The organism is Algibacter pacificus, assembly GCF_008033385.1.
GTDB classification, from domain to species: Bacteria; Bacteroidota; Bacteroidia; order Flavobacteriales; family Flavobacteriaceae; genus Algibacter; species Algibacter pacificus.
Genome location: NZ_VOGY01000005.1, coordinates 107,536 through 131,290, shown reverse-complemented (window position 1 = coordinate 131,290; position 23,755 = coordinate 107,536). Strand labels below are relative to the sequence as shown.

The 23,755-nt window shown below is 32.7% G+C and carries 26 protein-coding genes and 1 pseudogene; 18 read left to right on the top strand and 9 right to left on the bottom strand.

Annotated features, from left to right (window positions below; translation table 11 throughout):
* Position 1 precedes the first annotated feature (1 nt).
* A complete protein-coding gene (gene metG, locus FQU21_RS09385; RefSeq protein ID WP_147677743.1) occupies positions 2–2,068 on the bottom strand; it encodes a methionine--tRNA ligase in 2,067 nt (688 codons plus the stop codon).
* Between the two features lie 160 nt (positions 2,069–2,228).
* Here metG and FQU21_RS09380 point away from each other — a divergent pair, with 160 nt between their 5' ends.
* Positions 2,229–3,263 (top strand): S66 peptidase family protein, encoded by a 1,035-nt coding sequence (locus tag FQU21_RS09380; protein ID WP_246124814.1) that lies wholly within the window; start codon positions 2,229–2,231, stop codon positions 3,261–3,263.
* A 162-nt stretch (positions 3,264–3,425) separates the two neighbouring features.
* Here FQU21_RS09380 and FQU21_RS09375 read toward each other — a convergent pair whose 3' ends face one another.
* Both FQU21_RS09375 and FQU21_RS09370 read right to left on the bottom strand, forming a co-directional pair.
* On the bottom strand, positions 3,426–3,878 hold the full coding sequence (locus tag FQU21_RS09375; RefSeq protein WP_147677742.1) for a DUF1569 domain-containing protein: 453 nt from the start codon (positions 3,876–3,878) through the stop codon (positions 3,426–3,428).
* Between the two features lie 121 nt (positions 3,879–3,999).
* Complete coding sequence (locus FQU21_RS09370; RefSeq protein WP_147677741.1) at positions 4,000–4,779, bottom strand: TerB family tellurite resistance protein; 780 nt, start codon at positions 4,777–4,779, stop codon at positions 4,000–4,002.
* Between the two features lie 773 nt (positions 4,780–5,552).
* On the opposite strand from FQU21_RS09370, the gene FQU21_RS09365 reads away from it, so the two are divergent.
* The 6 genes from FQU21_RS09365 (at position 5,553) to FQU21_RS09340 (ending at position 8,711) form a co-directional block, all read left to right on the top strand.
* On the top strand, positions 5,553–6,383 hold the full coding sequence (locus FQU21_RS09365) for a DUF6602 domain-containing protein (RefSeq protein WP_147677740.1): 831 nt from the start codon (positions 5,553–5,555) through the stop codon (positions 6,381–6,383).
* Between the two features lie 361 nt (positions 6,384–6,744).
* On the top strand, positions 6,745–7,221 hold the full coding sequence (locus FQU21_RS09360; protein ID WP_147677739.1) for a DUF6155 family protein: 477 nt from the start codon (positions 6,745–6,747) through the stop codon (positions 7,219–7,221).
* 114 nt (positions 7,222–7,335) lie between these two features.
* The gene (locus FQU21_RS09355) at positions 7,336–7,563 is read left to right on the top strand and encodes a hypothetical protein (RefSeq protein ID WP_147677738.1); all 228 of its coding nucleotides are present in this window, start codon (positions 7,336–7,338) and stop codon (positions 7,561–7,563) included.
* A gap of 3 nt (positions 7,564–7,566) precedes the next feature.
* Positions 7,567–8,037, top strand: coding sequence for a hypothetical protein (locus FQU21_RS09350; RefSeq protein WP_147677737.1), 471 nt, complete (start codon positions 7,567–7,569; stop codon positions 8,035–8,037).
* A gap of 217 nt (positions 8,038–8,254) precedes the next feature.
* A complete protein-coding gene (locus FQU21_RS09345; protein ID WP_132215541.1) occupies positions 8,255–8,488 on the top strand; it encodes a hypothetical protein in 234 nt (77 codons plus the stop codon).
* Complete coding sequence (locus FQU21_RS09340) at positions 8,472–8,711, top strand: type II toxin-antitoxin system RelE/ParE family toxin (RefSeq protein ID WP_246124813.1); 240 nt, start codon at positions 8,472–8,474, stop codon at positions 8,709–8,711. Before FQU21_RS09345 ends, FQU21_RS09340 begins: the two co-directional genes overlap by 17 nt.
* 111 nt (positions 8,712–8,822) lie before the next feature.
* Here the strand turns inward: FQU21_RS09340 and FQU21_RS09335 are convergent.
* Positions 8,823–9,146 (bottom strand): annotated as a pseudogene (locus tag FQU21_RS09335) (transposase); the annotation flags it as partial.
* Positions 9,147–9,454: 308 nt separating this feature from the next.
* Here FQU21_RS09335 and FQU21_RS09330 point away from each other — a divergent pair.
* Entirely contained in the window at positions 9,455–9,865 is a 411-nt protein-coding gene (locus tag FQU21_RS09330; protein ID WP_147677736.1) for a DnaJ-like cysteine-rich domain-containing protein, read from the top strand.
* A gap of 87 nt (positions 9,866–9,952) precedes the next feature.
* Here FQU21_RS09330 and FQU21_RS09325 read toward each other — a convergent pair whose 3' ends face one another.
* On the bottom strand, positions 9,953–10,318 hold the full coding sequence (locus FQU21_RS09325) for a hypothetical protein (protein WP_147677735.1): 366 nt from the start codon (positions 10,316–10,318) through the stop codon (positions 9,953–9,955).
* A 637-nt stretch (positions 10,319–10,955) separates the two neighbouring features.
* On the opposite strand from FQU21_RS09325, the gene FQU21_RS09320 reads away from it, so the two are divergent.
* The 6 genes from FQU21_RS09320 (at position 10,956) to FQU21_RS09295 (ending at position 15,908) form a co-directional block, all read left to right on the top strand.
* Positions 10,956–11,366: a BrxA/BrxB family bacilliredoxin gene (locus FQU21_RS09320; RefSeq protein ID WP_147677734.1), complete on the top strand. Its 411-nt coding sequence runs from the start codon at positions 10,956–10,958 to the stop codon at positions 11,364–11,366.
* A 93-nt stretch (positions 11,367–11,459) separates the two neighbouring features.
* Positions 11,460–12,197 (top strand): lysophospholipid acyltransferase family protein, encoded by a 738-nt coding sequence (locus FQU21_RS09315; RefSeq protein WP_147677733.1) that lies wholly within the window; start codon positions 11,460–11,462, stop codon positions 12,195–12,197.
* Between the two features lie 12 nt (positions 12,198–12,209).
* On the top strand, positions 12,210–13,208 hold the full coding sequence (locus FQU21_RS09310; RefSeq protein ID WP_147677732.1) for an acyl-ACP desaturase: 999 nt from the start codon (positions 12,210–12,212) through the stop codon (positions 13,206–13,208).
* Between the two features lie 50 nt (positions 13,209–13,258).
* On the top strand, positions 13,259–13,558 hold the full coding sequence (locus FQU21_RS09305) for an avidin-fold protein (RefSeq protein ID WP_246124812.1): 300 nt from the start codon (positions 13,259–13,261) through the stop codon (positions 13,556–13,558).
* Between the two features lie 3 nt (positions 13,559–13,561).
* The gene (locus FQU21_RS09300; protein WP_147677730.1) at positions 13,562–14,476 is read left to right on the top strand and encodes an AraC family transcriptional regulator; all 915 of its coding nucleotides are present in this window, start codon (positions 13,562–13,564) and stop codon (positions 14,474–14,476) included.
* A gap of 775 nt (positions 14,477–15,251) precedes the next feature.
* Entirely contained in the window at positions 15,252–15,908 is a 657-nt protein-coding gene (locus FQU21_RS09295; RefSeq protein ID WP_147677729.1) for an HD domain-containing protein, read from the top strand.
* Positions 15,909–16,049: 141 nt separating this feature from the next.
* Here FQU21_RS09295 and FQU21_RS09290 read toward each other — a convergent pair whose 3' ends face one another.
* Complete coding sequence (locus tag FQU21_RS09290) at positions 16,050–16,922, bottom strand: AraC family transcriptional regulator (RefSeq protein WP_147677728.1); 873 nt, start codon at positions 16,920–16,922, stop codon at positions 16,050–16,052.
* A gap of 202 nt (positions 16,923–17,124) precedes the next feature.
* Between FQU21_RS09290 and FQU21_RS09285 the strand changes: the two genes are divergently transcribed.
* From FQU21_RS09285 to FQU21_RS09275, 3 genes are all read left to right on the top strand, one after another.
* Positions 17,125–17,706 (top strand): hypothetical protein, encoded by a 582-nt coding sequence (locus FQU21_RS09285; protein WP_147677727.1) that lies wholly within the window; start codon positions 17,125–17,127, stop codon positions 17,704–17,706.
* 275 nt (positions 17,707–17,981) lie between these two features.
* Complete coding sequence (locus FQU21_RS09280) at positions 17,982–18,587, top strand: hypothetical protein (protein WP_147677726.1); 606 nt, start codon at positions 17,982–17,984, stop codon at positions 18,585–18,587.
* Positions 18,588–18,912: 325 nt separating this feature from the next.
* Entirely contained in the window at positions 18,913–19,524 is a 612-nt protein-coding gene (locus FQU21_RS09275; protein ID WP_147677725.1) for a hypothetical protein, read from the top strand.
* Positions 19,525–19,588: 64 nt separating this feature from the next.
* Here the strand turns inward: FQU21_RS09275 and FQU21_RS09270 are convergent, their stop codons facing one another.
* The gene (locus FQU21_RS09270) at positions 19,589–20,371 is read right to left on the bottom strand and encodes an enoyl-CoA hydratase/isomerase family protein (protein ID WP_147677724.1); all 783 of its coding nucleotides are present in this window, start codon (positions 20,369–20,371) and stop codon (positions 19,589–19,591) included.
* A 44-nt stretch (positions 20,372–20,415) separates the two neighbouring features.
* Positions 20,416–21,876: a sensor histidine kinase gene (locus FQU21_RS09265; RefSeq protein WP_147677723.1), complete on the bottom strand. Its 1,461-nt coding sequence runs from the start codon at positions 21,874–21,876 to the stop codon at positions 20,416–20,418.
* A gap of 241 nt (positions 21,877–22,117) precedes the next feature.
* Here FQU21_RS09265 and FQU21_RS09260 point away from each other — a divergent pair, with 241 nt between their 5' ends.
* On the top strand, positions 22,118–22,618 hold the full coding sequence (locus FQU21_RS09260) for a DUF6646 family protein (RefSeq protein ID WP_147677722.1): 501 nt from the start codon (positions 22,118–22,120) through the stop codon (positions 22,616–22,618).
* A gap of 345 nt (positions 22,619–22,963) precedes the next feature.
* Here the strand turns inward: FQU21_RS09260 and FQU21_RS09255 are convergent, their stop codons facing one another.
* On the bottom strand, positions 22,964–23,695 hold the full coding sequence (locus FQU21_RS09255; RefSeq protein WP_147677721.1) for a DUF3800 domain-containing protein: 732 nt from the start codon (positions 23,693–23,695) through the stop codon (positions 22,964–22,966).
* Positions 23,696–23,755: the final 60 nt, after the last annotated feature.

The window sequence follows — 23,755 nt, the reverse complement described above, 5'->3', positions numbered from 1 at the left end:
TCTAGCTTATCGTCAACCCATTAGCAACATGATCTGTATCTGGGTTAACAAAAACCAATTTCCCTTCTTCACTTTCGGTCATTAAAATCATACCTTCGCTTTCTACACCACGTAAAGCTCTTGGTGCTAAGTTTACCAAAACGGTTACTTTTTTACCAACAACCTCTTCAGGTTTAAAACTTTCGGCAATACCCGAAACAATAGTACGCACATCGATACCAGTATCTACTTTTAAAACTAAAAGCTTTTTAGCTTTCGGCATTTTTTCGGCTTCAATAATAGTTCCAACACGCATATCGAGTTTGGTAAAATCATCAAAAGTTATCGTCTCTTTTTGAGGCTCTACTTCTTTATTTGCAGCTTCGTTTGCTTTTTTACTCGCTTCCAATTTATCCAATTGTTTTTGTATGGTTTCATCTTCAACTTTAGAAAATAACAGTTCTGCTTTACCTATTTTATGCCCAGCAGGAAGTAACACGCTTTTTGTAGTCATTTCATTCCAAGTGGTTTCAGCGTCAAGCTCAGCATGGTTTAATATAGTTTTCAATTTAATTGAAGTAAACGGTAAAAAGGGCTCACTTAAAGTCGCTAATGCCGAAGCGATTTGCAAGGCCACATACATAATAGTTTTTGTACGCTCCGCATCTACTTTAATCACTTTCCAAGGTTCCGCATCGGCTAAATATTTATTACCCAAACGTGCCAAATTCATCATTTCTTGGCTCGCTTCTCTAAAACGGTAACGCTCTATCGAGCTTGCAATAACATCTGGATATGCTTTTAAGGTTGCTAAAGTTTCTTCGTCTACCTGGGCAAATTCCGATGGAGTTGGCACCACACCTTCATAATATTTATTGGTTAAAACCACAACGCGGTTAATGAAATTACCAAAAATAGCAACCAATTCATTATTATTTCTGGCCTGAAAATCTTTCCAAGTAAAATCGTTATCCTTAGTTTCTGGTGCATTTGCTGTTAATACGTAACGTAAAACATCTTGCTGCTCAGGGAAATCTTCTAAATATTCTGGTAACCAAACGGCCCAGTTTTTAGAGGTTGATAATTTATTGCCTTCTAAATTTAAAAACTCGTTTGCCGGTACATTATCCGGTAAAATAAACGAGCCTTCGGCTTTTAGCATGGCCGGGAATATAATACAGTGAAATACAATATTATCTTTTCCTATAAAGTGTACTAATTTAGTGTCTTCATCTTTCCAATACGGTTCCCAATCTTTACCTTCTCGGGCGGCCCATTCTTTGGTAGATGATATGTAACCAATTGGCGCATCGAACCAAACGTAAAGCACTTTACCTTCGCCTCCTTCCGCAGGTACAGGAATGCCCCAATCTAAATCGCGGGTTACGGCTCTTGGGCGTAAACCATCGTCGATCCAAGATTTACATTGTCCGTAAACATTAGGTTTCCAATCTTTTTTATGCCCTTCAAGAATCCATGCTCTTAAAAAAGCTTCGTGCTTATCTAATGGTAAATACCAGTGTTTTGTTTGTTTTAAAGTGGGTACATTACCAGTAATTGCCGATTTCGGATTAATTAAATCCGTAGCATTATGGCTCGTTCCACAGTTTTCACATTGATCGCCATAACTTTCTTCGTTACCACATTTAGGGCAGGTTCCTATGACAAATCTATCTGCTAAAAATTGATTAGCAGCAGCATCATATAATTGTTCCGACGTTTCTTCAATAAACTCCCCTTTAGCATCTAAAGTTTTAAAAAACTCCGAAGCCGTTTCATGATGAATTGGAGCCGAGGTACGCGAATAATTATCGTAAGTTATTCCAAAATCTTCAAACGATTTTTTTATAATAGCATGATATTTATCTACAATATCTTGTGGCGTTACACCTTCATTCTTTGCTTTAATCGTTATAGGTACACCATGTTCATCGCTTCCGCCAACAAATAATACGTCGTTTCCTGTTAAGCGTAAATAGCGGGCATAAATATCTGCTGGCACATAAACACCTGCTAAATGCCCAATGTGTATGGAGCCATTAGTGTATGGTAAAGCTGCGGTTATGGTATATCGTTTTGGTGTGTTCATCAATTTAAAAATTATATTATGAAGTTATTGCGAAAGAAGTACGATTGTGGCAATCTTATGAATAGAAGTTCTATTTCAACAAATCCCCGCACTTCACTCGGAATAACAAGTCGTTTTCAAGCCGTAAAAGTAATCAATTTAAGCCCTATTTAGAAAAAAAATGTACTTTTACGATATGACACGATTTACCCGAATAACTTTATTAATTTGTTCTCTTTTTTTCTTCGGAAAAACAACAGTTTCGGCACAAGAACCTTCATTAAAAAATACTTCAACATTGATACGTCCACCCTATTTAAAAGCTGGCGACACGGTTGCCATTGTAGCACCTTCGGGTATTTTAAAAAACCGATTTGACGAGATAGAACACGCCAAAACCTTACTTAAAAGCTGGGGGTTACACACCGTTGTTGGTAAACACGTGTTTAGTCAAGCGAATCATTTTGCAGGAACCGATGATGAACGCTGTGAAGATTTCCAAAACGCTTTAGACCGTCCTGAAATTAGCGCCATTTGGTGTGCTCGCGGTGGTTACGGCGCTGTTAGAATTTTAGACAAGTTAGATTTCACCAAGTTTAAACAACAGCCTAAATGGCTTATTGGTTATAGTGACATTACCGCTTTGCACAACCTGTTTCATAATAAAGGTATTGAAAGTATTCACGCCATGATGTGTGTTAGCCTGCCTCAAGATGAAAGTAAAATAAAGGAAACCATAGCCACCTTTAAAGATGCTATTTTTGGAACACCTTTACATTACACTTTAAAAGGATCTACTTACAACAAACCAGGTAGCGTTACAGCGCCTTTAGTTGGTGGTAATTTAACCATGTTACACACTATGCTAGGCTCTAACACCAGTATTAATACTGCTGGAAAAATATTATTTATTGAAGAAATTGGCGAGTACAAATATCACATAGATCGTATGTTGCAAAGTTTAAAACGCGCGGGGTATTTTGACAACTGTAAAGGTGTTATTATTGGTGATATTACTCGAGTTAGAAAAAACACCACACCTTGGGGGACATCTATTGAACAATTATTTCTAGATGTTTTAGGTAACTATAATTTCCCCATTGCATTTAATATGCCTGCGGGACACGAAAAAGATAATCGGGCTTTAATTTTAGGACGACCAGTAAATTTAACTGTAACCCATACAAAATCTACCGTTGTTTTTAAAAATGAATAAAGAAGATATAAGGCTGTTGTTTTTGAAGTAAAAAGCTCCTCTGAAAAGTGTAATTCTATGTCATATTGAATCTGTAGACCTATTTTAACATTCCGATAAACCCTATCGACTTCAACAAGTCCAACCTAAAAAATAAAACACAACAGACTTTTTTAAATTTCGTTAAACGCCAAATTGGTTTAAATGATGATCCAAATGTTTGTAAAACATCACATTCCATTCTTTATTGGTTAAAGGTCCAAAGGAGTGGGATGCTTTATTTTCAAAATGATCGGCACCTAAGCGTTGGGTTCTATTAATAAAGTCTACCAATCTGTTTTTTTCTAATTCGAAATTTTTAGTATCAGTAATTATAAATTCGGGTGCTGTACGGCTATTCTTTTTATAAGGTTTATCGCCCACAACTATTGGTTTTACAATAGCTTTAAGCATCCAACGTTTAAAGGCATTTGGTTTAGGGTGTTTTTTATCGTAAACCATTTCATAAGTTACGTTACAATGCGCAAGCATTTGATCGACACTCATTTTGCCCCAAAGTGGTTGTGCTTCACTGTTCAACTTCTTAATCCTATCTACAACAGTTTGAGTTTCTTTCTCATTGAACATATTTTTCATAAGGCAATATTTTAAAATAGTTTAGCGCAATAAATTTATTACTTAATAGCCTTATAAACAAATGTTTTTAAATAAAATAAGCCCATTTATTTTAACACATTTAGACAACAAAAAACTAAACTTAAAACCCTCGTTCATTTTGTATTTTCTCGTAAGCCGCTTGCACTTGTCGGAATTTCTCCTCAGCCCCTTTTTGGTGTTCTTCTCCTAAGTGAAGCACCTTATCGGGGTGGTATTTTTTTACCATGCTGCGGTAAGCTTTTTTAATATCGTCTACGCTCGCACCTTTAGTAATCTCTAACACTTTGTACGCATTATCGCTACTATCGTAGAACATCGCTTTTATACTCTCGTAATCACGAGCACTAATTCCTAAATACCCCGCAATGGTATAAATTTGATTCACCTCACGTTCAGACACTACGCCATCGGCTTTAGCTATTCCGAAAAGAAAATGCATGAGTTGCAAGCGAGATGGGTGATCCATCATTTGCTTAATTTGCAAACACACTTGACGTGTAGAAATATTGCGTTGTTTATTAATATTTTTAAAAAGAGCAAAAGCCGAATTTGCACGTTCTTTTCCATACATATTAACAAATTGCATACGCACAAAATCCAGTTCGCGTTGGTCTTGTTTTCCATCGGCTTTAATAACAATGGAAGCTAAAATAAGCAGACTCACTTCAAAATCGCCCGATTGGGTTTGTGGGCGTTGTTGTGGTCGGGTACTATAAGTGGTTCGGCGATTTTGTTGTGGTTGCCCTTGATTTAAAAAAGGATTGCCTTTTCCATCGGACATAGCATCTACCACGCTACCTAATGCCAATCCTATTATAGCGCCTATTGGCCCACCAAACGACCAACCTAAAGTGGCACCTATCCATTTTGTAAAACTCATGTAGTATTCTTAATTTTTAATGTTTCAAAGATACTATTGTTAGTGGAACTTTTTGCGGTTTTGTTACAACATAAGCAATTTTGTGATGTTTTTAACGTCTGCTACAATTTGGCAGGCATGCGTGTTTTGGATAGTAATGGCCTCCTTTTTATATAGTTTTCTTGTGTTTAATATTTAAACCAGCACTATTGATGGCTATGATACTTTTATATAAGTCTGAACCTAATTTTAGACCAAAAGTAATGGTTGTGTTTATGTAAAAAACAAAGTTGTTTTTAAAAAGAACTATTCGAAGGGATTCGTGCGGTAGCGGAATCCTTATAATATTGTAGCCTTTAGAGCTAATACGCTAAGAAGCTAAAACATTTATCATTAATATCCAAATACATGGCACAGATTGGCACAATTTGGCACACATTGGCACAGTTTGGCACAACTCCAAAAAAAACAGGGGTTTTGTTCGAGTCTTGTTCGAGTTTTGTTCGTCTCTCGTTCGAGTGTATTTTGTTTAGATGGAGGTTTAGACAAACAAAGGAGGAATGAAGGTGTATTTAAACTTGAGGTGTTGGGTTTTCAGAGAGTTGCGGATAAGCCAAGAATTACGGGTTTTGAACTTTATTTCCTTTTTAAAGGAAGTCGAAAAAATAACAACCAGATGCTTTTAGTCATTAAATTCCAAATTAAAAAGTAATATATTGCATACATGAATGATATAACTAGAATTGAATAGCTATTTATTTTGGTTATGCAACTGTTGTACACAACCCAAAAAAATGAACTCAGAAGATTTCTTAAAAATAATAGAATTTGAAGCAGAAGAAATCAACCATTTCTTTAAAAAAGCTAGTATTGAAGGTAGAGGAACTTCACAAGAAGTAGCAGATAGAAGAGAAATTGCAGTAAAAAAATTTCTAGAGCGTTATTTTCCTTTTCCATACAGAATTGCTAAAGGAAATATAATTGATAGTTATGGATTGAGAAGTAACTCTATAGATTGTATATTACTTAACCCTTGTCATCCATATACCGTGACAGATGAAAGTAAATATTCTCTTATTTTTGCAGATGGAGTTGATACAGCAATCGAAGTTAAACCTGACTTATCAAATAAAAATGAATTATTTAGAAGTTTAGATCAAATTAAATCGGTTAAAAAATTAAGAAGAAAAAAAGATGACCATATCAAACTTTTAGGAAAAAAAATCATTGAAGAAATAGAAATCTCTCGTAAACAAATTTCTTCTGTAATTTTCGCTAACAAAACATTTTCTAACATTGAGACATTAATAAAACATATAGGAAATTATTACATTGAAAATAAAATTACTAAAAGAGAACAATTCGACTTAATAGTTATAAACGGAAGGGGTATATTATATAATTCAAGAAAAAATTACAACATTGACTTTCCTGGTTTTGAAGGTTTATATTTTATTGAACACAAGAAAAAAACATTAGCTTCCTTCCTACTTCAATTAAATAAATTTCCACAACCTGAAGAGAAATTTGGTACACCAGTTCTAAATTATTATTACAACGAAAATGAAAAACCTGTTGCAACTTACAATGCTGAAATAAACAAGGGGTTATTAGAAAATGGATAAAGGCAGTATACCCCGCTAGTGCGAGCGTCACGCTCGTACCCAATTAAGTGAAAAAAATGAATGAGGAAACAATTATAACCAAAACGGTAACGGCACAAGCGAGACGCTTGCGCTAGCCGAGGTAATAAAGTTATTCAACAAAAAATAGATTATGTACATAACAATCCAGTAAATAAAGGATTAGTTTATAGCAGTCCTATTGACTATACAGATCAAAAAGGACTTTTAGAAAACATAGTGATTTTTAGAATATACCACACGAAGGGATTCGTGCGGTAGCACAGGAATTTTCTATTCTGTTTTTGTTTGCTAAATTAGTTGCTTGAACAGGTTACCAACAAGCTGAAAAACCGAGCTAAATATGGCACTTAGAGAGTTAAAAAAGGAGTTAAACCAAATGGAAAAAACTGAAATCATTAAACTGATTTCGGAGATATATAAAAAAATTCCTGACGCTAAAAACTACTTAGATATATTCACAACAGGTGATATAAAAAAGTTGGCAGAAAAATATAAAAAAGAAGTTGAAAAATATATTTATCCAAATGGGAGGAATATGGTTTTACGTGAAACCGAAGCACGAAAAATAATTCGCTCAGTTCGCAAAATGAATATTACAGAACTAAATATTCAATTGGAATTACATTATGTAAGTTGCTGTTTAGAAATTATTGACGATTTTGGATATTGGGACGACAATTACTACATGGCAATAGAAAAAATGTTTGACAATGCGGTAAACGGAATATATGAAATGGGAATTGAAGAAAAGTATCTCGAACAAATAAAAACGCTATCTCTTAAAGCGAGTGAATTCGGAATAGAACTTGACTATTAGAACGAGAAAAACCAACGACTAACAACGTATTGTATTAATAAACCTTTAAATACTCTACTAGTGCGAGCATCACGCTCGTACCCGATTAAATAAAAAACATAAGTGCTAAAAAAAATGAATATTGAAAAATATTACAAACAAAGCGGTAACGGCACAAGCGAGACGCTTGCGCTAGCCGAGGAATTAGAAAAATTTAATTTTGACCACTTTTATGAGAACTATCCTTGGGCTGATTTACATAAAACGTCAGAATTTGCCTCTCACTTTGTAATACATAGAGATCATGTTTTATACTTAGAATATGTTAGATATGCTAGAGAATTCGGACATAAATTACCATAAATTATGAATAAATTAATATTTAAAATAACTTTTTTTTGTATTGGCAGCTTGATACATGCTCAAAATTTAGAGAACGTTTTAGAAGCTGACACTATCTACGTCAATATTAATAAAGGTTTTTCTACTTATGAAAGCAAAGATAGCAAATCAGCACATTTACCTTGTTTTCGATATATTTATATTGATCGTGAAATAGAAGAAGATATATTGTTTAGCACCTGTAAATGGTTAGATGAAACTCCTCCATATAAAAAAAATGTAAACACGTCATTTTTAAACAATAAAACAATTATAGATTTAGATTTAATTAAAAAGATAGGCTTCAAAATTGTTTCAAGAAAATTTAGAGGGAAAATATTTTATGTTGTAAAAAACTTAACCTGTGGAAAAATAGAGCTTACCGAAGCTGAATTTAGCAGTTCTTATAGCTCTGTAGAAGACTACCATATAGAATATATTGATATAAAAGAATAATTAATATTTAAAATATAAAATACTGCCTACAACACGTTATATAAAAAATAGCAGCTAAGAGCTAAACAAAAAGTTTGGTTCTTTTCTGCTATCTTTATTTACTAACCGAAAATTGACACATATAAATCTGCTACTTTTCATATAACCAAACGTTATGCAACAGTTAAAATCACGTTCAAAAATTGAATGTTTAGATTAAATTTGTAAATATGATATTATGGATTTAAGTTTAGAAAATAAAAAAATAGAATTAATTCAATGGTTATCAACTTTGAATGACACATCTTTGATTGACAAACTTATGAAATTAAGAGAGAAAGAGAAGAACGATTGGTGGAATGAAATTTCTGCAAGCGAAAAAGAGTCTATCGAAAAAGGAATTCAAGATGCTGATAACGGAAAATTGACTTCTCACTCAAACGTGAAAGGAATCTATGAAAAGTGGTTATAAAATTCTGTGGACTGACCACGCAATTTCTGAACTTAAAGAAACTATTGAATATCTTGAGAATAAATGGACAGAAAGAGAATTAAGAACATTCTCTGCAAAATTAGACCATACAATAGAACTGATTTCAAAATCACCAGAAATTTTCCCAGTATCATTCAAGAAAAAAAAATATTCGAAAAGCTGTAGTCGAAAAACACAACAATCTTTATTACCGAATGAATAAAAATTCAATTGAGATTGTTTCTTTGTTTTCAAACAGAAAGAATCCGAATAAGAAAAATCTATAAAACCATTGCATAACAAAGTACTGTGGTAAAAAACAAGTAAAAACTCATTAACTTTTCACTAAAACACTTCTATAATTATTTTCATAGGTTAGACCAGATTTTGCGATAGCAAAAGCCTGTTTTAAAAGTTTATTACAAACCGCTATTAAGGCTAGTTTTTTACGCTTTCCTTTGGCTACTAATCGATTGTAAATTGCTTTGCAAGCATGGTTATATTTACAGGCATTAAAACTACACATAAATAATAAATTTCTAAGTTTTTGATTTCCGATTTTACTAATTCGTGGACGGCCATTTACACTGCTTCCACTTTTACTAATCACTGGGGTTAACCCAGCATAACTACACAATTCGCTACCGCTCGAGAACCGCTCTCCCGCTAGTGCGAGCGTCACGCTCGTACCCAATTGAGTAAAAAACATAAGTGCTAAAAAAAATGAATGAGGAAACAATTATAACCAAAACGATAACGACACAAGCGAGATGCTTGCGCTAGCAAGGCTACAAAAAACACAATTAATTTGTACAACGAAATAAGATTACATTTATCTTTAGACTTTAAAACACCTAATCTGGCATATCAATTATCAGCGTAATTTCAATTTTAACCAGTAGCCATACTTTAGGATAAGAAACTTATTAGTTTCGTAAATTTAGATAACCAATTAAAATATAAATTATGGCTTCTAAGGATTGTAGTGCTTGCTCGGGAACGGGCCAGAGAAGTTTTGTAGGTGGCAGTAATGCGAGCTATGAACATTGTCCAACCTGTGATGGAACAGGTCGTATCCAATATTATGAACCAATTTCGGATCCAGTAGAACCTATATATAACCCTGACGATGATGACACCCAGACCATAAGTGAACCCAAAAAACCAGTAAGCTCAAAAAGTATAAGAATTGGCTGGTCTATAGCTGCCTTCATAACAGCTTATTTCCTTTTTACTGCTTTAGTTTTAGATAATCTTTATATATCCGGCGGTGTTGGTCTAGTGGCCTTTATGTTGATGTACAAATGGTATAAAATACTTGCGCCTTTAATTCTACTCGCTGTATTAGGTTTTGGTATGTATTCAATTTTTGCTTAGAATATTTTTTTGTGTTTCCAATCATTCCATAACCTTTATACATTCCCATCTGTTTAGAAGAATGTACTTGAATTTACCACGTCTAATTTAGGAATAAAAACAGGCATCAAACATTTCACTTAATGCATATACGGTGTCTTTATCGGCCTCTAATTTGTAATGATTTTCAGGGAAAACATATTCAAACCCATATCTTTTCCAAGCCTTAGCAGCACAGCCCATTTGACCAAAAAGATACTCTGATATTTTCATGAAACAGTCGTCCTTTAATTGACCCGAAACCACATGATGCATTTGCTCTAGGTTGTCTAGGCTAGTACCAAAATTACTAATATTAATGGCATAGGTATCAAAGTCACGAATACTGGCTTCTATAAAAGCTAAAAGAGCCTCTTTATCTACTACACTTGCATATAAGTAAACAATATTGTCCTTCTTTTTTTTAAATTCCATGAATTGTTCGTATTTATTTCGCCCTTTCTATTTAGATATGTTGTTATAAAAAAGTAGTAATGCCATTTAACTAGCCACTGGTAAGCATCTCATTTTGTCCGCTCGTATCCACAAATTTACCGTTTTCCTTATAAATCTCGCGTAGTTTTTTTGAATTGATTGTCCGCCGATAGTACGGGCGCGACGCTCCTACCCGATTGAATAAGAAATATAAGAGTAAAAAAATGAATTATAAAAAATATAATAACCACAATGGTAACGGCACAAGCGAAACCCTTACGCTAGCGGAGATAGCAGAGTAGCAAAGAAAAAACAATACATTTACCACTGCTATAACTTGGCAGATAGGCGCGTTAAGGATAGAAATGGCATCCTTTTTTTGTGCTTCTCCTGTACTTTATATTTAAGCTAAAATTTTTGACAGGTAGAATACTTTACAATACAACCAAACCTAGTTTGCACAAAAAAAGATATAATGGATAGCCTGACCCGCAGGGGAACGCCCAAAGAAATAAACGGGTAAATTTGTCAGGTTTTAAAGGGGGTTAACGACTTAAACCTGACAGTTGTCTTAAATCGCACGATTTTTGATTAACTTTGTACCGAGATTAATTATAAAATAAAAAAATTAAAAGATATGTATCCAGCAGAATTAGTAAAACCTATGCGTGAGGATTTAACCAGCGTTGGTTTTGAGGAATTACACACTGCCGAGGCGGTTGAAGCAGCTATTGCAAAACCAGGAACAACACTTGTGGTTGTAAATTCGGTTTGTGGTTGTGCAGCGGCTAATGCGCGCCCAGGAGCTAAAATGAGCTTAAAAAACGCTAAACACCCAGACCATATTACTACGGTTTTTGCAGGTGTTGATAAAGAAGCTGTTGATGCGGCACGTGGCTTTATGGTGCCTTTTCCTCCAAGTTCACCTTGTATGGCATTGTTTAAAGATGGCGAATTAGTACACATGTTAGAGCGTCACCACATTGAAGGTAGACCAGCTGAGTTAATTGCTGAAAATCTTGCCGATGCTTATAATGCCAATTGCTAGACGCATTTTTTAAACTTAATTCATTATATATTAAAACCACGATTTATCGTGGTTTTTTTACATTATTTATCGACTTTACTTTAATTTTGAGCCATGGTAAAACTAATTTCTTATCCGCTAACTATTATATATGCCTTTGCATTTTTATTAACCATTGTTATATTTCACCCTATACAAGCCTTTTGTTATAGAGTTTTTGGCTACGAGGCACTTAAGAAAAGTGTAGATGTTCTACAATTTTTTTTAATGCGCTGTTTGAATATTCTGGGTACGCGATTTACCTTCGATAACCCTTATGATATTCCTACAGATACCCCTTTAATTATTGTATCTAACCACCAAAGTATGTACGATATATCGCCGCTTATGTGGTATATGCGTAAACATCACCCTAAATTTATTAGTAAAATTGAATTGGGAAAAGGCATTCCCAGCGTATCGTACAATTTACGCCACGGAGGTTCTTGTTTAATAGACCGCAAAAACCCTAGACAGTCTTTACCTGCTATTATGAAATTTGGTGAATACATTGAAAAAACAAAGCGTGCGGCCGTTATTTTCCCTGAAGGTACCCGTAGTAAAGACGGTAAACCTAAGCCTTTTCAAACAAAAGGTTTAGAAATTTTATTAAAAAAAATACCTTCGGCAGTTATTGTTCCAATTACTATAAATAACTCTTGGAAAACATTACGTTATGGCAAATTCCCAATGGGTTTGGGGACCCACATAAAATTTACTGTGCATAAGCCTATAAAAGTTAGTACCTTTGCTAATAAGCAGGATTTGATAAATGTTGTGGAAACTACTATAATAGAACATATAAAACTTTAAAAATACACTCCGATGGCGTTAAAAAATAAACGAATTGAAGTAATGAACTTTTTGGAAAAGGATATTGATGCCTTGGTTCAGAAATATTTAATTCCGATTGAAAAAATATGGCAACCAACCGATTTTTTACCAAATACAGAAGGTAAAGATGAAGAATTTTTTGAAGACGTTCGAGAAATTAGAGAACTAGCCAAAGAGTTACCATACGATTTTTGGGTAGTTTTAGTAGGTGATATGATTACTGAGGAAGCCCTGCCAACTTACGAATCTTGGTTAATGGATGTTGAAGGTGTTGATCAAGTTAACGGTAAGAATGGTTGGTCTAAATGGGTGAGCCAATGGACTGGTGAAGAAAATCGCCATGGCGATGTCCTTAACAAATACCTATATCTTTCTGGTCGTGTAAATATGCGTGAAATAGAAATAACCACACAGCATTTAATTGCCGATGGTTTTGATATTGGTACCGATAGAGACCCTTATAAAAACTTTGTTTATACCAGTTTCCAAGAATTAGCGACTTATATTTCACACAACCGCGTGGCTAAAATAGCAAAAGATCATGGTAATAAACGCTTAGCTAAAATGTGTAAAATTATTTCGGGAGACGAAATGAGACACCACCATGCTTATTCGGAATTTGTAGAACGTATTTTTGAAGTGGATCCCAACCAAATGATGATGGCTTTCCATTACATGATGAAGCAAAAAATAACCATGCCGGCGCACTTTTTACGTGAAACTGGCGGAAAAATAGGATCGGCGTTTGAAGAATTTTCTAACACGGCACAGCGTATTGGGGTTTACACCTCTATGGACTATATTGATATTTTAGAACGCCTTATTAAACGTTGGGAAATTGATAAAATTGGAAATCTTAATGATGAAGCTGAAAAAGCTAGAGATTACCTTATGAAACTTCCATCGAGAATGACACGTGTTGCCGAACGTATGAAAATACCTGAAAACTCTTTTGAATTTAAATGGGTGCAGCCTGCCATTATAAAATAATTTTCTTTTAGTTGATTAACTACAATAATAAAAAATTTAAACCTGTTTTAATGTCTAAAAACAGTGAGGTTACCACTTCAACTGTTTTTAGATATAAACAAAACGGGGCTATTTTGACTTGTGATTATAGTAGCGATTCTATAATTTCTGGGCATTTAATAGCTTTGGTGGACGATAACGGCTGTTTAAACATGCGCTACCACCAGATTAATACCAACGGCGAATTAATGACTGGCACTTGCCAATCGACTCCCGAAATACTGCCAAACGGAAAAATGAGATTGCACGAAACCTGGCAATGGACTTCGGGTGACTTATCTAAAGGCTCTTCTATTTTAGAGGAAATTTAATTTATGCAACATCGAGATAAAGATTATATAAATCGCGTAAATAAAGCTTTAAAGCATATCGATTTACATCTCGATTCCGATACGCTTTCTCTAGAAAACATTTCTAAAGTCGCTTTATTTTCTCCGTTTCATTTTCATCGTATTTTTAAAAGTATCGTTGGCGAAACCCTAAATGCTTATATTAATAGAAAACGTTTAGAAAAAGCCGCTGCAGGCTTAATTCATAAAAAAGATTGCACTATCACCGAGCTAGCGTTACAAAGTGGTTTTAGTAGCAACTCTGCTTTTACCCGAGCCTTTAAGAAATTTTATAACGTTAGCCCTTCAGTATTTAGAAAACAAAACCCTGAAAAATTTAGCAAGATTGGTATAGTTGAAAGCAAGAACGGTCAAGAAAACTTTATGCTCGACAGTTATTTTTGCAATATTAATAACCATTTAAATTGGATTAAAATGCATTCAAAAATTGAAGTTAAAGCATTACCAGAATTACATTTCGCTAGCGTAACACAAATTGGTGTCGATAATATAGACAAAGCTTTTGAGCGGATTATAACATGGGCCACACCAAAAGGTTTAATGCAAAGCCCTGAAACGCGCTTGGCTAGAATTTTTCACGATAGTTTTAAAATTACAGCTGCCGATAAAGTCCGAATGAGTATTTCAATTTTAACAAAACAAGATATTTTAGTTGAAGAGGATATCCATAAAACCACCACAAAGGCTGGGAAGTATATTGTGAGTCGTTTAGAAATTATTCCTCAAGATTTTGAAAAAGCCTGGAGTAGTCTCTTTATTTGGATGCACGATAATGGCTATAAAAAAGCCGAAGCTAATCCGTTTGAAATTTATCAAAACGATATGCGCGAGCATCCGGAAGGGAAAGCTATTGTTGATTTCTATATTCCGGTTAACTAGCTAGTTCATTACGTTTAATAAAAACTAAAGTTGTTTACCCCTATCCAACAACAAACAGACATTAATATTTGTAAATTATCAACCTATAGATTACTTTTGTATTGTTAAAAATGCGAAAAGTCTGTTGTTAGAGCAACAGACTTCTCTTAAATTAACTGTTAAACAATTTCATCCTACCTCTTTGGTCGGAAATAGTGGAATTTAAAGCAACCACATTCTGATAAGACTTATTGATGTTCTAACGACAAGTCTTATCTCTTTTTTAAATACAATCCACCACTGTGGATTGTCTTTTTTAGTTTCACCCAAAATTTTAAATTTTAATGGTAAAAATTAAACTCCCTTAATTAAAGGTCTAAGGGCTTTGACCTTTTTTTATCTCAAATTCAAGTAATTTGAGATAAGACAAAAATACTTAAAATTAGAATCAACCACAAGAAAATCTATACGAAAAAATATTCATATTTTAATCAAAAAAATGTTAAAAAATAAGCTTATGCTTACTTAAATATCATTTACCAATACAAACATAATCAAAATCTATCAAGCGGTAAAATGTCATCAATGTAATTTATAAACAAAATAATCAACAAAGGCTAGATCGCTAAGTAATTTTACTAAAAAAACTAAGGAAATATTAGAAAAATAAATCAACCTCTTTTCTAACCATTTATTTAGAAAATTTCATCGAAATTTCCCCTACACACGTTTAGTCATAAAATGAATTAACCAACATAAAGAACTTATAAAGTGCAAATCTTTCTATTTTTAACCCATGACGAATCAAGAAAACATCATAAATAAAACCATCATTTTTGTAAAAGAAACCCTTAAAGATGCTGAAGGTGGCCACGATTGGTTTCATATAGAACGGGTTTATAAAAATGCCTTATTAATTTCGAAAACAGAACAAGTTGATGGTTTTGTTGTTGCACTGGGCGCCTTACTGCATGATATTGCAGATAGTAAATTCCATAATGGCGACGAAACGTTAGGGCCTAAAGTGGCAGGCGATTTTCTATCGGGATTACATGTTGATGCTTCAACCATTGCACATGTTATAAATATTATTGAAAACATCTCGTTTAAAGGCGGAAATGAGACGCAGAAATTTACTTCTCCAGAATTAAATGTGGTTCAAGATGCCGACAGATTAGATGCCATTGGGGCTATTGGTATTGCGCGTTGTTTTAATTACGGCGGTTTTAAAAACAGAGCCCTTTACGATCCGGAAATAAAGCCAAACCTTAATATGACTAAGGCGGAATATAAAGCGTCCAACGCACCAACCATCAATCATTTTTACGAGAAGTTACTGCTTTTAAAAGATAGAATGAATACGGAAACAGGAAAGCTAATCGCAGAAAAAAGGCATGAATTTATGCTGCAGTTTTTAGAGCAATTTGATAATGAATGGGAAGGTGTTTTATAAATAAGCACCAAATATAGGAGTTGAAATAAAATTTCAAGCTAATAAGCCCATTTCTAAGCAATAGATATTTTAAACCAAAAAAACTCAGGATTAACATATAAGTTAATCCTGAGTTTTTAATTTATGCACTTTTTTAGATTTTTACTGAATAATATGCTTAATTTCCTTTCGATACTGCGAAGCACTTTTACCGGCAATTTCATTAAACTGCTTATTAAAATGCGAAAAGTTGTTAAATCCGCATTCAAAACAAACATCGGCAATACTCATTTTACTTTCATTTAAAAGTTTGGTGGCATGCACTACGCGATATTCATTTACTAATTGCGTAAAGGTTTTTCCTGTGGTTTTTTTAAAGTAACGGCAAAATGCAGGCACGGTCATACTCACTTCATTAGCAATATCATCTAACGCAATATGATCTTTAAAATTAGCATTAATATATTTATAGATAATATTAATTTTATCACTGTCTTGCGGATTGGTTTCTAAGGCAATTCCATCGGCATTTAACAACGTATAATCATCTGTTTTAGACAAATGGTTTAATATTTCTAAAAACTTCAATACGCGTTTTAATCCGTCGTATTCTGCAAGTTTTTCAATTTTTAGTCCAATTTTCTTCTTTGTATTAATTTGAAACCGAATTCCTTTTTTCGCTCTTTCAAATAAAGCTACAATACTTGCCATTTCGGGAACATTTAAAAAATCATTTCCTAAGAAATTAGAAGTAAATTGTACTGTAGTTTCTGTACCATTAGCTGTAAGTCGATCACTAAACCCGTTATGTGGCAAATTGGCTCCTATTAGTATAAGCTGACTATTATTAAAATAAGATAAGTGATTTCCAATATGTGTTTTCCCTTCTCCTTTATTTACATAAACAAGCTCTAACTCGGGATGAAAATGCCAATAGGCATTATTCTTATCGGCCTTTTCTCCATGCTGCCTGACCAAAATAGAACTCCCAAAACTCGGGCTAATTTTTTCTAGTGTAGGTTTCTTAATAATCATAGGGTGAATATTTGATGCAAAATTACGACATATTACGCATACATTATATATTTAATTACCTCAAACATATGCTAAATTAACTTTACATTAGATTAACATTCCATTAACAGATAATTTAGCATACATAGTGGTCAAAATTGTTGTTTTCTTAACTGTATTAGCCCTGTATCTTTGCCTTGGTAATCGAAATGAAAACCAAATTATGAAAAACATTATTAATAACGCTAAAAAACTTGTAATATTTACTACCATATGTGCATCACTAATGGTTCATGCAAATACTATAAAGAAAGAGGTTATTAAAACGTCCTTAATTGTTAATAATGTAAAAGCAGGAAACCAAGTAACTATACTAGACAATAACGGAAGTATTTTATATAAAGAATTTATTGAATCTAATGGAATTTACAAAAAAGGATTCGATTTAACGGCTTTACCTAATGGTGAGTATGCTTTTGAAATAAATAAAGATTTTGAAATTAACACTATTCCTTTTTCAGTAAACAACAATCGTGTTGTATTTAATAAAGATAAAGAGGAAACTATTTTCAAACCATTTATTAGAGAAAAAAACAATATAGTATACATTTCAAAACTTGCTCCTAATTATGCTAGTTTAAAAATTGATGTTTACGCAAATTACAATGGTGTGTTTGAACTTCTTCATACCGATAAGGTAGAGCATACGCAAACCATTGAAAAAATATATAAACTTGAAAAAGGAAATTATAAAATAACAATACACTCTGATAATAAAGTGTACACGAAATTCATTAATAATTAGTTTAATGTCTTATTTAGTTTAGTTTAGTTGATAAGTGGGCTGTGGTGGCCCACTTTTTTTTTGCTTTAAATTGGTCGACGCATTTAAATAATTTCCATAAATATTAAACACCACAATTCTATTCTTATTTAACCCAAAAATATGCTGTTTTAATTAACTAAAAATTAACCTAATAATAACGGTTAAAATAGCACATAAATACATCAAAATCAATGTTTTGAACTTTGGAAAACCCCTGTATCTTTGACCCAGAGAAACGTTAAAAAAACCAAATTATGAAAAACGTAATTAACTGCATAAAAAAAGCATTCTTAATGGTAACTATGTTTACTACTGTATTAAGTTTTGCTAACGAAAATTCATCGGTTATTATTAAAAACGATGCCGATAAAACATCGCTTACTTTAGAAGGAGTGAAAGAGGGTAACCAACTTTCAATTAAAGATCAAAATGGTATTACTTTATATAAAGAGTTTATCCAAAAATCTGGAAATTACACAAAAGGTTTCGATTTAACCAAACTTCCAAACGGTACCTATTCTTTTGAAATTGATAAAGATGTTGAAATTAGCATGATACCATTTACAGTAACATCTTCTGGAGTTATCTTTAATAAAGACGATGAAAAAATTATACACAAACCCGTAACCAGAGTAGTTGGTGATTTACTTTATGTTACAAAACTATCTTTAGATAAAACACCGTTAACTATAGATATTTATGCTCGATCTAGCGATAGCACATCTGAACCTATTTACTCAGAAACCATTGAAAACGCTAAAGTTATAGAACGTGTTTATAAATTAACCGATTTAAATTTCGCTAATTTTGAAATAGTTTACCATGCTGAGGGTAGAGTTTTTACAAAATCAATAAATTAATTTTACACAAAATTTACTCCATAATTACTGGAGAATACAATATTCATTATTAGTTTAATGTCTTATTTAGTTTAGTTTAGTTGATAAGTGGGCTGTGGTGGCCCACTTTTTTTTTGCTTTAAATTGGTCGACGCATTTAAATAATTTCCATAAATATTAAACACCACAATTCTATTCTTATTTAACCCAAAAATATACGCATTTAATTAACATAAAATTGATATAACAATAACGGTTAAAATAACACACAAATACATCAAAATCAATGTTTTACATAAGAAACTTCGGTTATATATTTGACCTATAAACGTTAAAACACCAAATCATGAAAAACGTAATTAAACACCTAAAAAAAGGATTCTTAATGGTAACTATGTTTGCTACCTTGTTAAGTTTCGCAAATGAAGTGTCATTTATTACAATTACAAATGGCGTAGAAAGAACCTCTCTTACTTTAACAGATGTTAAACAAGGAAACCTTCTGTCTCTAAAAGACGAAAATGGTATTATACTATACAAAGAGTTTATTCAAAAATCTGGAAACTACACTAAGGGTTTCGATTTGACTGAGCTTCCAAATGGCACCTATTCGTTTGAAGTTGATAAAGATGTAGAGATAAGCACAATACCTTTTACGGTAATTGAAGGCGCAGTTACTTTTAATAAAGAAGATGAAAAAACCATCTACAAACCCGTGACTAGGGTGGTTGGAGATTTACTTTATGTTACAAAACTATCTTTAGATAAAGCGCCTCTTAAAATTGATATCTACTATGATTCTATTAGTGATGGTAGCTTTTATGAGCCTGTTCACTCTGAAACTATTGAAAACACTAAAGTTATTGAACGTGTTTACAAATTAACTAATTTAGAACATGGTAATTTTGAAGTTGTTTATCAAACAGAAGGACGAACTTTTACCAAATCAATCCATTAATTTAACCTAACTTTTGTTGAAAAGGAGAGCTTTTAATAGTTCTCCTTTTTTTGTATTAATGACGTTATTCTCCAAGAAATTGCGCAGTACGTTTTTCTAAGAACGCAGTTGTTCCTTCTTTAAAATCGGAGGTTCCAAAACTTTTTCCAAATTGTTTAACCTCGGTTTTATAGCCATTTTTACCAGCTTCAAACCCTGAATTTACGGCTTTAATAGCCTTTGCAATAGCTACAGAAGAGTTACGCATTATTTTATTGGCTATTTTTTCAGCCAACGGAATTAAGGCTTCTTGAGCAACTACATGGTTTACTAATCCATAATTTTTTGCCGTTTCCGCATCAATCATTCCAGCCGTCATAATCATTTCTAAAGCACGTCCTTTCCCTACTAACTGTGGCAAACGCTGCGTTCCTCCATAACCAGGAATAACCCCTAAAGACACTTCTGGCAATCCCATTTTGGCATTATCACTTGCAATTCTAATGTGGCAAGCCATAGCCAATTCTAATCCTCCTCCGAGGGCAAAACCATTTATAGCAGCAATAACCGGAGTGGATAAATTGTCAACAAAATCGAACAATAGTTTTTGCCCTTTTTCAGCAAGTTGCTGACCCTTTTCTTCAGAAAAATTCGCGAATTCACTAATATCTGCACCTGCAACAAAAGCCTTTTCACCACGACCTACTAAAACAATCACCTTAGTGTTTCTATCCATATTAGCAACCTTAAAAGCATCATGTAACTCTGCAATAGTATCTATATTAAGTGCATTAAGTTTGCTTGGACGATTAATTGTAATTCGGGCAATACCATCTTGTGTATTGGTTAATATATTTTGGTAATTCATAATATTTTACTTAAAATTAAGTTATTTTCTAAAAATTTATAACCTTATGTTATTTGAGGAAAAACCACTTTAAAAACAGTGCCTCTGTCTGGTTCCGACTCGAAAGATATTTTTCCGTTATAGGTTTCTACTATATTTCTAACCATCGCTAATCCAAGCCCCATACCACTTGTTTTGGTTGTGAATTTTGGTTCGAAAAGCTTATTTCTATTTTCTTCCAATACCCCAGAACCATTATCCGATACCGTTAAAACCACATTACCACCATTAATACCGATATGAATTTGAATTTTAGGATCTTCCTTTTCTGGCATGGCCTGTATGGCATTTTTAACCAAATTAGTTACAACACGAATAAGCTGTGTTCTATCGAAAACGGCTATTATTTCTTCTTCTTCGGCAGTAAAATAAATATAATGTTCGTTAAAAATATCTAAGGCCAGCTTTACAATTTCAACAACATTTAAAGTTTCATTTTGTTGTGCAGGCATTTTTGCAAAGTTTGAAAATGCCGAAGCAATGGAACTCATAGTATCTATTTGCTGAATAAGCGTTTTACTAAACTCATCTAATTTAAAATGTATATTTTCATCTTCAGGATTAAACTTACGCTGAAAACTTTGTACCGTTAAACGCATAGGTGTTAATGGGTTTTTAATTTCGTGTGCCACCTGTTTTGCCATTTCTCTCCAAGCCTGTTCTCGCTCACTTCTAGCCAATTGCACAGCACTATCCTCAAGCTCATCAATCATGCTATTATACGAGTTTACAAGTGTTGAAATTTCCTCACTAGTATCACTAATTACAATTTTTTCATTTCGTTTTTCTAAACGTGTGGTATTTATTTTATCACTAATTGTTTTTAAAGATTTTGTAATGTATTTTGAAAGTAAAAAAGCGACTCCAATAGCCATAATAATTACAAATAAATACACATAAGCAACGCGCTCTAAAAACTCATCAAGCTCTTTAGCCAGAAAATCATCATTTTCTAAATACGGAATATTTAAAATAGCAATGGTTTTAGATTTATTGTCGGTAACATAGGTAAAAGACGACTGAAATGTTTGACCATTTTCAATATGTTTATCCACATATCTGTGGTCCGGAGTATTAGCTATAGCATTTAAAACTTCGGCACTTAAACATTTTTCTACCGCCGATTTTTGCAATCCTGCATTCGAGGCAATTAAAAGGCTTCCTTCCAAATCGTAAAGCACAATTTGAAGTTTATGAATATCGGCTATATTATAAATTTCTTCTTTAAATATATAGGGAATATTTTCAGTTTTTACTTCCCATGTGTTTTGTCTTCCGTTTACCACACGTTTAATATGTGTTTTAGTATTAAGTTCTTTACGTTTTAAGCGTGCGGTATGATAATCTTTAGTTTCTTCTTTATATTGATAGATAACTACAGCAGAAATAAGGACAGATGCCAATAAAACCAAGAGGATCATGGACAAAAATATTCGGGTACGAAGAGATGTTTTTTTTATTTTCATTAATAGAATTGTAGTGGTCTAAATATAACAATAATCGCACCAAAACCAGATTAAAATATAGTTTATACCAAATTATAAAATCTTTTATCTTTTTATAAAACTGAATTTCTATAAATGTAATATGAAAAACAAAAATACAAGCCAAACACAAACCACCAACACATTCTCAAGCATTTGTAAATAATTTCTTTGTATTAGCAAAACTTGTAATATCTTTGTTTATTAAATAAGATTAAAAATTATGAAAAAAAATTTAATTGTATTCGTACTTGTTGTACTTAGCGTTTCGTTTGCAAATTCGCAAGCATTTGTAGGTAAAGGAGATAACAAATTCCAGGTTGGTGCTAATTTGCAAGACAACGGAAGCGGCATTAATGTAAGTTACGACTTTGGAGTTGGAGAAAACATATCTTTAGGTTTATCATCAACATACCTTTTAGGGGTTAATGATGTTGTTTTAGACGATGCTTTCGATACACGTTTTGACCTTAGAGCACGCTTTAACGCAAACTTAGGAAATGTTATTAATGTAGACCCTAATTTTGATATTTACCCCGGCTTAAGTATTGGTCTTAAAAACTTTGGTGGGCATTTAGGAGCACGTTACTTTTTTACAGAAGGTTTTGGTATTTACACAGAGTTCAACACGCCATTTGCAAAGTATAAATCTGAAAACTTAACTGCCGCTGAAACTTTACATAACCAATTTACGGTTAATTTAGGTGCTGTATTTAACTTATAATAATCTTAAAAATTCTGATTTGTTTCAGTAATTTTTACGTAAAAAACCGATAGAAATTAATTTCTATCGGTTTTTTTATGTTTGTTTCTTTAATGGGTTTGTATATCTTGAAAAGTAGCGCGTAAGGAAACGAATACTTTTCCGATTAATACAACATTATTAAATAAGCAATGCAAATAGTTTTTAACACTTATTAAGCTGTTTTTCACAAACTGTATTTGGTGTAGTTATTTATTTTTACTACTTTTGCACTATAACAAATTAAAAGAATTGTTATTAAAAATATTAGGATTGGGGTGTCCCTGGTCGGCATAAAAGGTTGAGTTTTCTCAGCCTTTTTGTTTTTTAAGGAAATTTCTTAAGTCCGTAAACTCTTCCATTTTTTGTGTAAAAATTATGCTTGAATTTGGCAAATGATAAATTTACTCCTTGTGGATTTAAAATGCTCCTTGCAATCGGATAAGCGATTAAATCAGAAAGTTGAAGTCCATTAATATTTTCATTTTTCCAACTAAATTTAGACTTGAAACCGTAGTTTTTAATTCTTTCTGAATTGACATAGTACGTTCCAATTTGTCTGACTTTTTGTATATGTTCTCCTAATTTTGTATCCTCTTTTTTTCCTCGTCTTTCAATGATTATTTCTAACTCATTACAATTTCCAAGATCATCTAAACAAAAGACAGTTCTTTCGAGAATAAAAGAAAGAGATATTTCATAAACATCATTTTCTAATTTCCCATATTTTTTTATGAATTCAGTTTTACTTATTGAAGCGGCAATAATTTTGTATAAAGGTTTTTCTACTAATCTATTAATAGCTTCATAGAATTTATTTTTGGTGTCTAAATCAAATAATATTTGGAATTCGTTATTACATTTCCGAATATCTCTTGAATGAAATATTACATTCTTATTATTCCAAAATTCAGTTTTTATTTGATTAATTTCGGCTCTAATTGACTTATAATTTTCCTCAGAAATAAGAATCCCACACAATAAAAAAATCGGAAAGCTTTTGTCTATTGTCTTTAATCCGTGGTCTCCACTTTCATCAAGGAATAAATAGTATTTCAAATTGTGATTTTTTAGTAAATATACAAATAAAGTGATTTTCGGTAATTACAGCCAACACTA

Bases quoted from the DNA above. Each gene is read 5' to 3' on its own strand.
- metG (WP_147677743.1), bottom strand. From the start codon at position 2,068: ATGAACACACCAAAACGATATACCATAACCGCAGCTTTACCATACACT.
- FQU21_RS09380 (WP_246124814.1), top strand. From the start codon at position 2,229: ATGTACTTTTACGATATGACACGATTTACCCGAATAACTTTATTAATT.
- FQU21_RS09375 (WP_147677742.1), bottom strand. From the start codon at position 3,878: ATGAAAAATATGTTCAATGAGAAAGAAACTCAAACTGTTGTAGATAGG.
- FQU21_RS09370 (WP_147677741.1), bottom strand. From the start codon at position 4,779: ATGAGTTTTACAAAATGGATAGGTGCCACTTTAGGTTGGTCGTTTGGT.
- FQU21_RS09365 (WP_147677740.1), top strand. From the start codon at position 5,553: ATGAACTCAGAAGATTTCTTAAAAATAATAGAATTTGAAGCAGAAGAA.
- FQU21_RS09360 (WP_147677739.1), top strand. From the start codon at position 6,745: ATGGCACTTAGAGAGTTAAAAAAGGAGTTAAACCAAATGGAAAAAACT.
- FQU21_RS09355 (WP_147677738.1), top strand. From the start codon at position 7,336: ATGAATATTGAAAAATATTACAAACAAAGCGGTAACGGCACAAGCGAG.
- FQU21_RS09350 (WP_147677737.1), top strand. From the start codon at position 7,567: ATGAATAAATTAATATTTAAAATAACTTTTTTTTGTATTGGCAGCTTG.
- FQU21_RS09345 (WP_132215541.1), top strand. From the start codon at position 8,255: ATGGATTTAAGTTTAGAAAATAAAAAAATAGAATTAATTCAATGGTTA.
- FQU21_RS09340 (WP_246124813.1), top strand. From the start codon at position 8,472: ATGAAAAGTGGTTATAAAATTCTGTGGACTGACCACGCAATTTCTGAA.
- FQU21_RS09330 (WP_147677736.1), top strand. From the start codon at position 9,455: ATGGCTTCTAAGGATTGTAGTGCTTGCTCGGGAACGGGCCAGAGAAGT.
- FQU21_RS09325 (WP_147677735.1), bottom strand. From the start codon at position 10,318: ATGGAATTTAAAAAAAAGAAGGACAATATTGTTTACTTATATGCAAGT.
- FQU21_RS09320 (WP_147677734.1), top strand. From the start codon at position 10,956: ATGTATCCAGCAGAATTAGTAAAACCTATGCGTGAGGATTTAACCAGC.
- FQU21_RS09315 (WP_147677733.1), top strand. From the start codon at position 11,460: ATGGTAAAACTAATTTCTTATCCGCTAACTATTATATATGCCTTTGCA.
- FQU21_RS09310 (WP_147677732.1), top strand. From the start codon at position 12,210: ATGGCGTTAAAAAATAAACGAATTGAAGTAATGAACTTTTTGGAAAAG.
- FQU21_RS09305 (WP_246124812.1), top strand. From the start codon at position 13,259: ATGTCTAAAAACAGTGAGGTTACCACTTCAACTGTTTTTAGATATAAA.
- FQU21_RS09300 (WP_147677730.1), top strand. From the start codon at position 13,562: ATGCAACATCGAGATAAAGATTATATAAATCGCGTAAATAAAGCTTTA.
- FQU21_RS09295 (WP_147677729.1), top strand. From the start codon at position 15,252: ATGACGAATCAAGAAAACATCATAAATAAAACCATCATTTTTGTAAAA.
- FQU21_RS09290 (WP_147677728.1), bottom strand. From the start codon at position 16,922: ATGATTATTAAGAAACCTACACTAGAAAAAATTAGCCCGAGTTTTGGG.
- FQU21_RS09285 (WP_147677727.1), top strand. From the start codon at position 17,125: ATGAAAAACATTATTAATAACGCTAAAAAACTTGTAATATTTACTACC.
- FQU21_RS09280 (WP_147677726.1), top strand. From the start codon at position 17,982: ATGAAAAACGTAATTAACTGCATAAAAAAAGCATTCTTAATGGTAACT.
- FQU21_RS09275 (WP_147677725.1), top strand. From the start codon at position 18,913: ATGAAAAACGTAATTAAACACCTAAAAAAAGGATTCTTAATGGTAACT.
- FQU21_RS09270 (WP_147677724.1), bottom strand. From the start codon at position 20,371: ATGAATTACCAAAATATATTAACCAATACACAAGATGGTATTGCCCGA.
- FQU21_RS09265 (WP_147677723.1), bottom strand. From the start codon at position 21,876: ATGAAAATAAAAAAAACATCTCTTCGTACCCGAATATTTTTGTCCATG.
- FQU21_RS09260 (WP_147677722.1), top strand. From the start codon at position 22,118: ATGAAAAAAAATTTAATTGTATTCGTACTTGTTGTACTTAGCGTTTCG.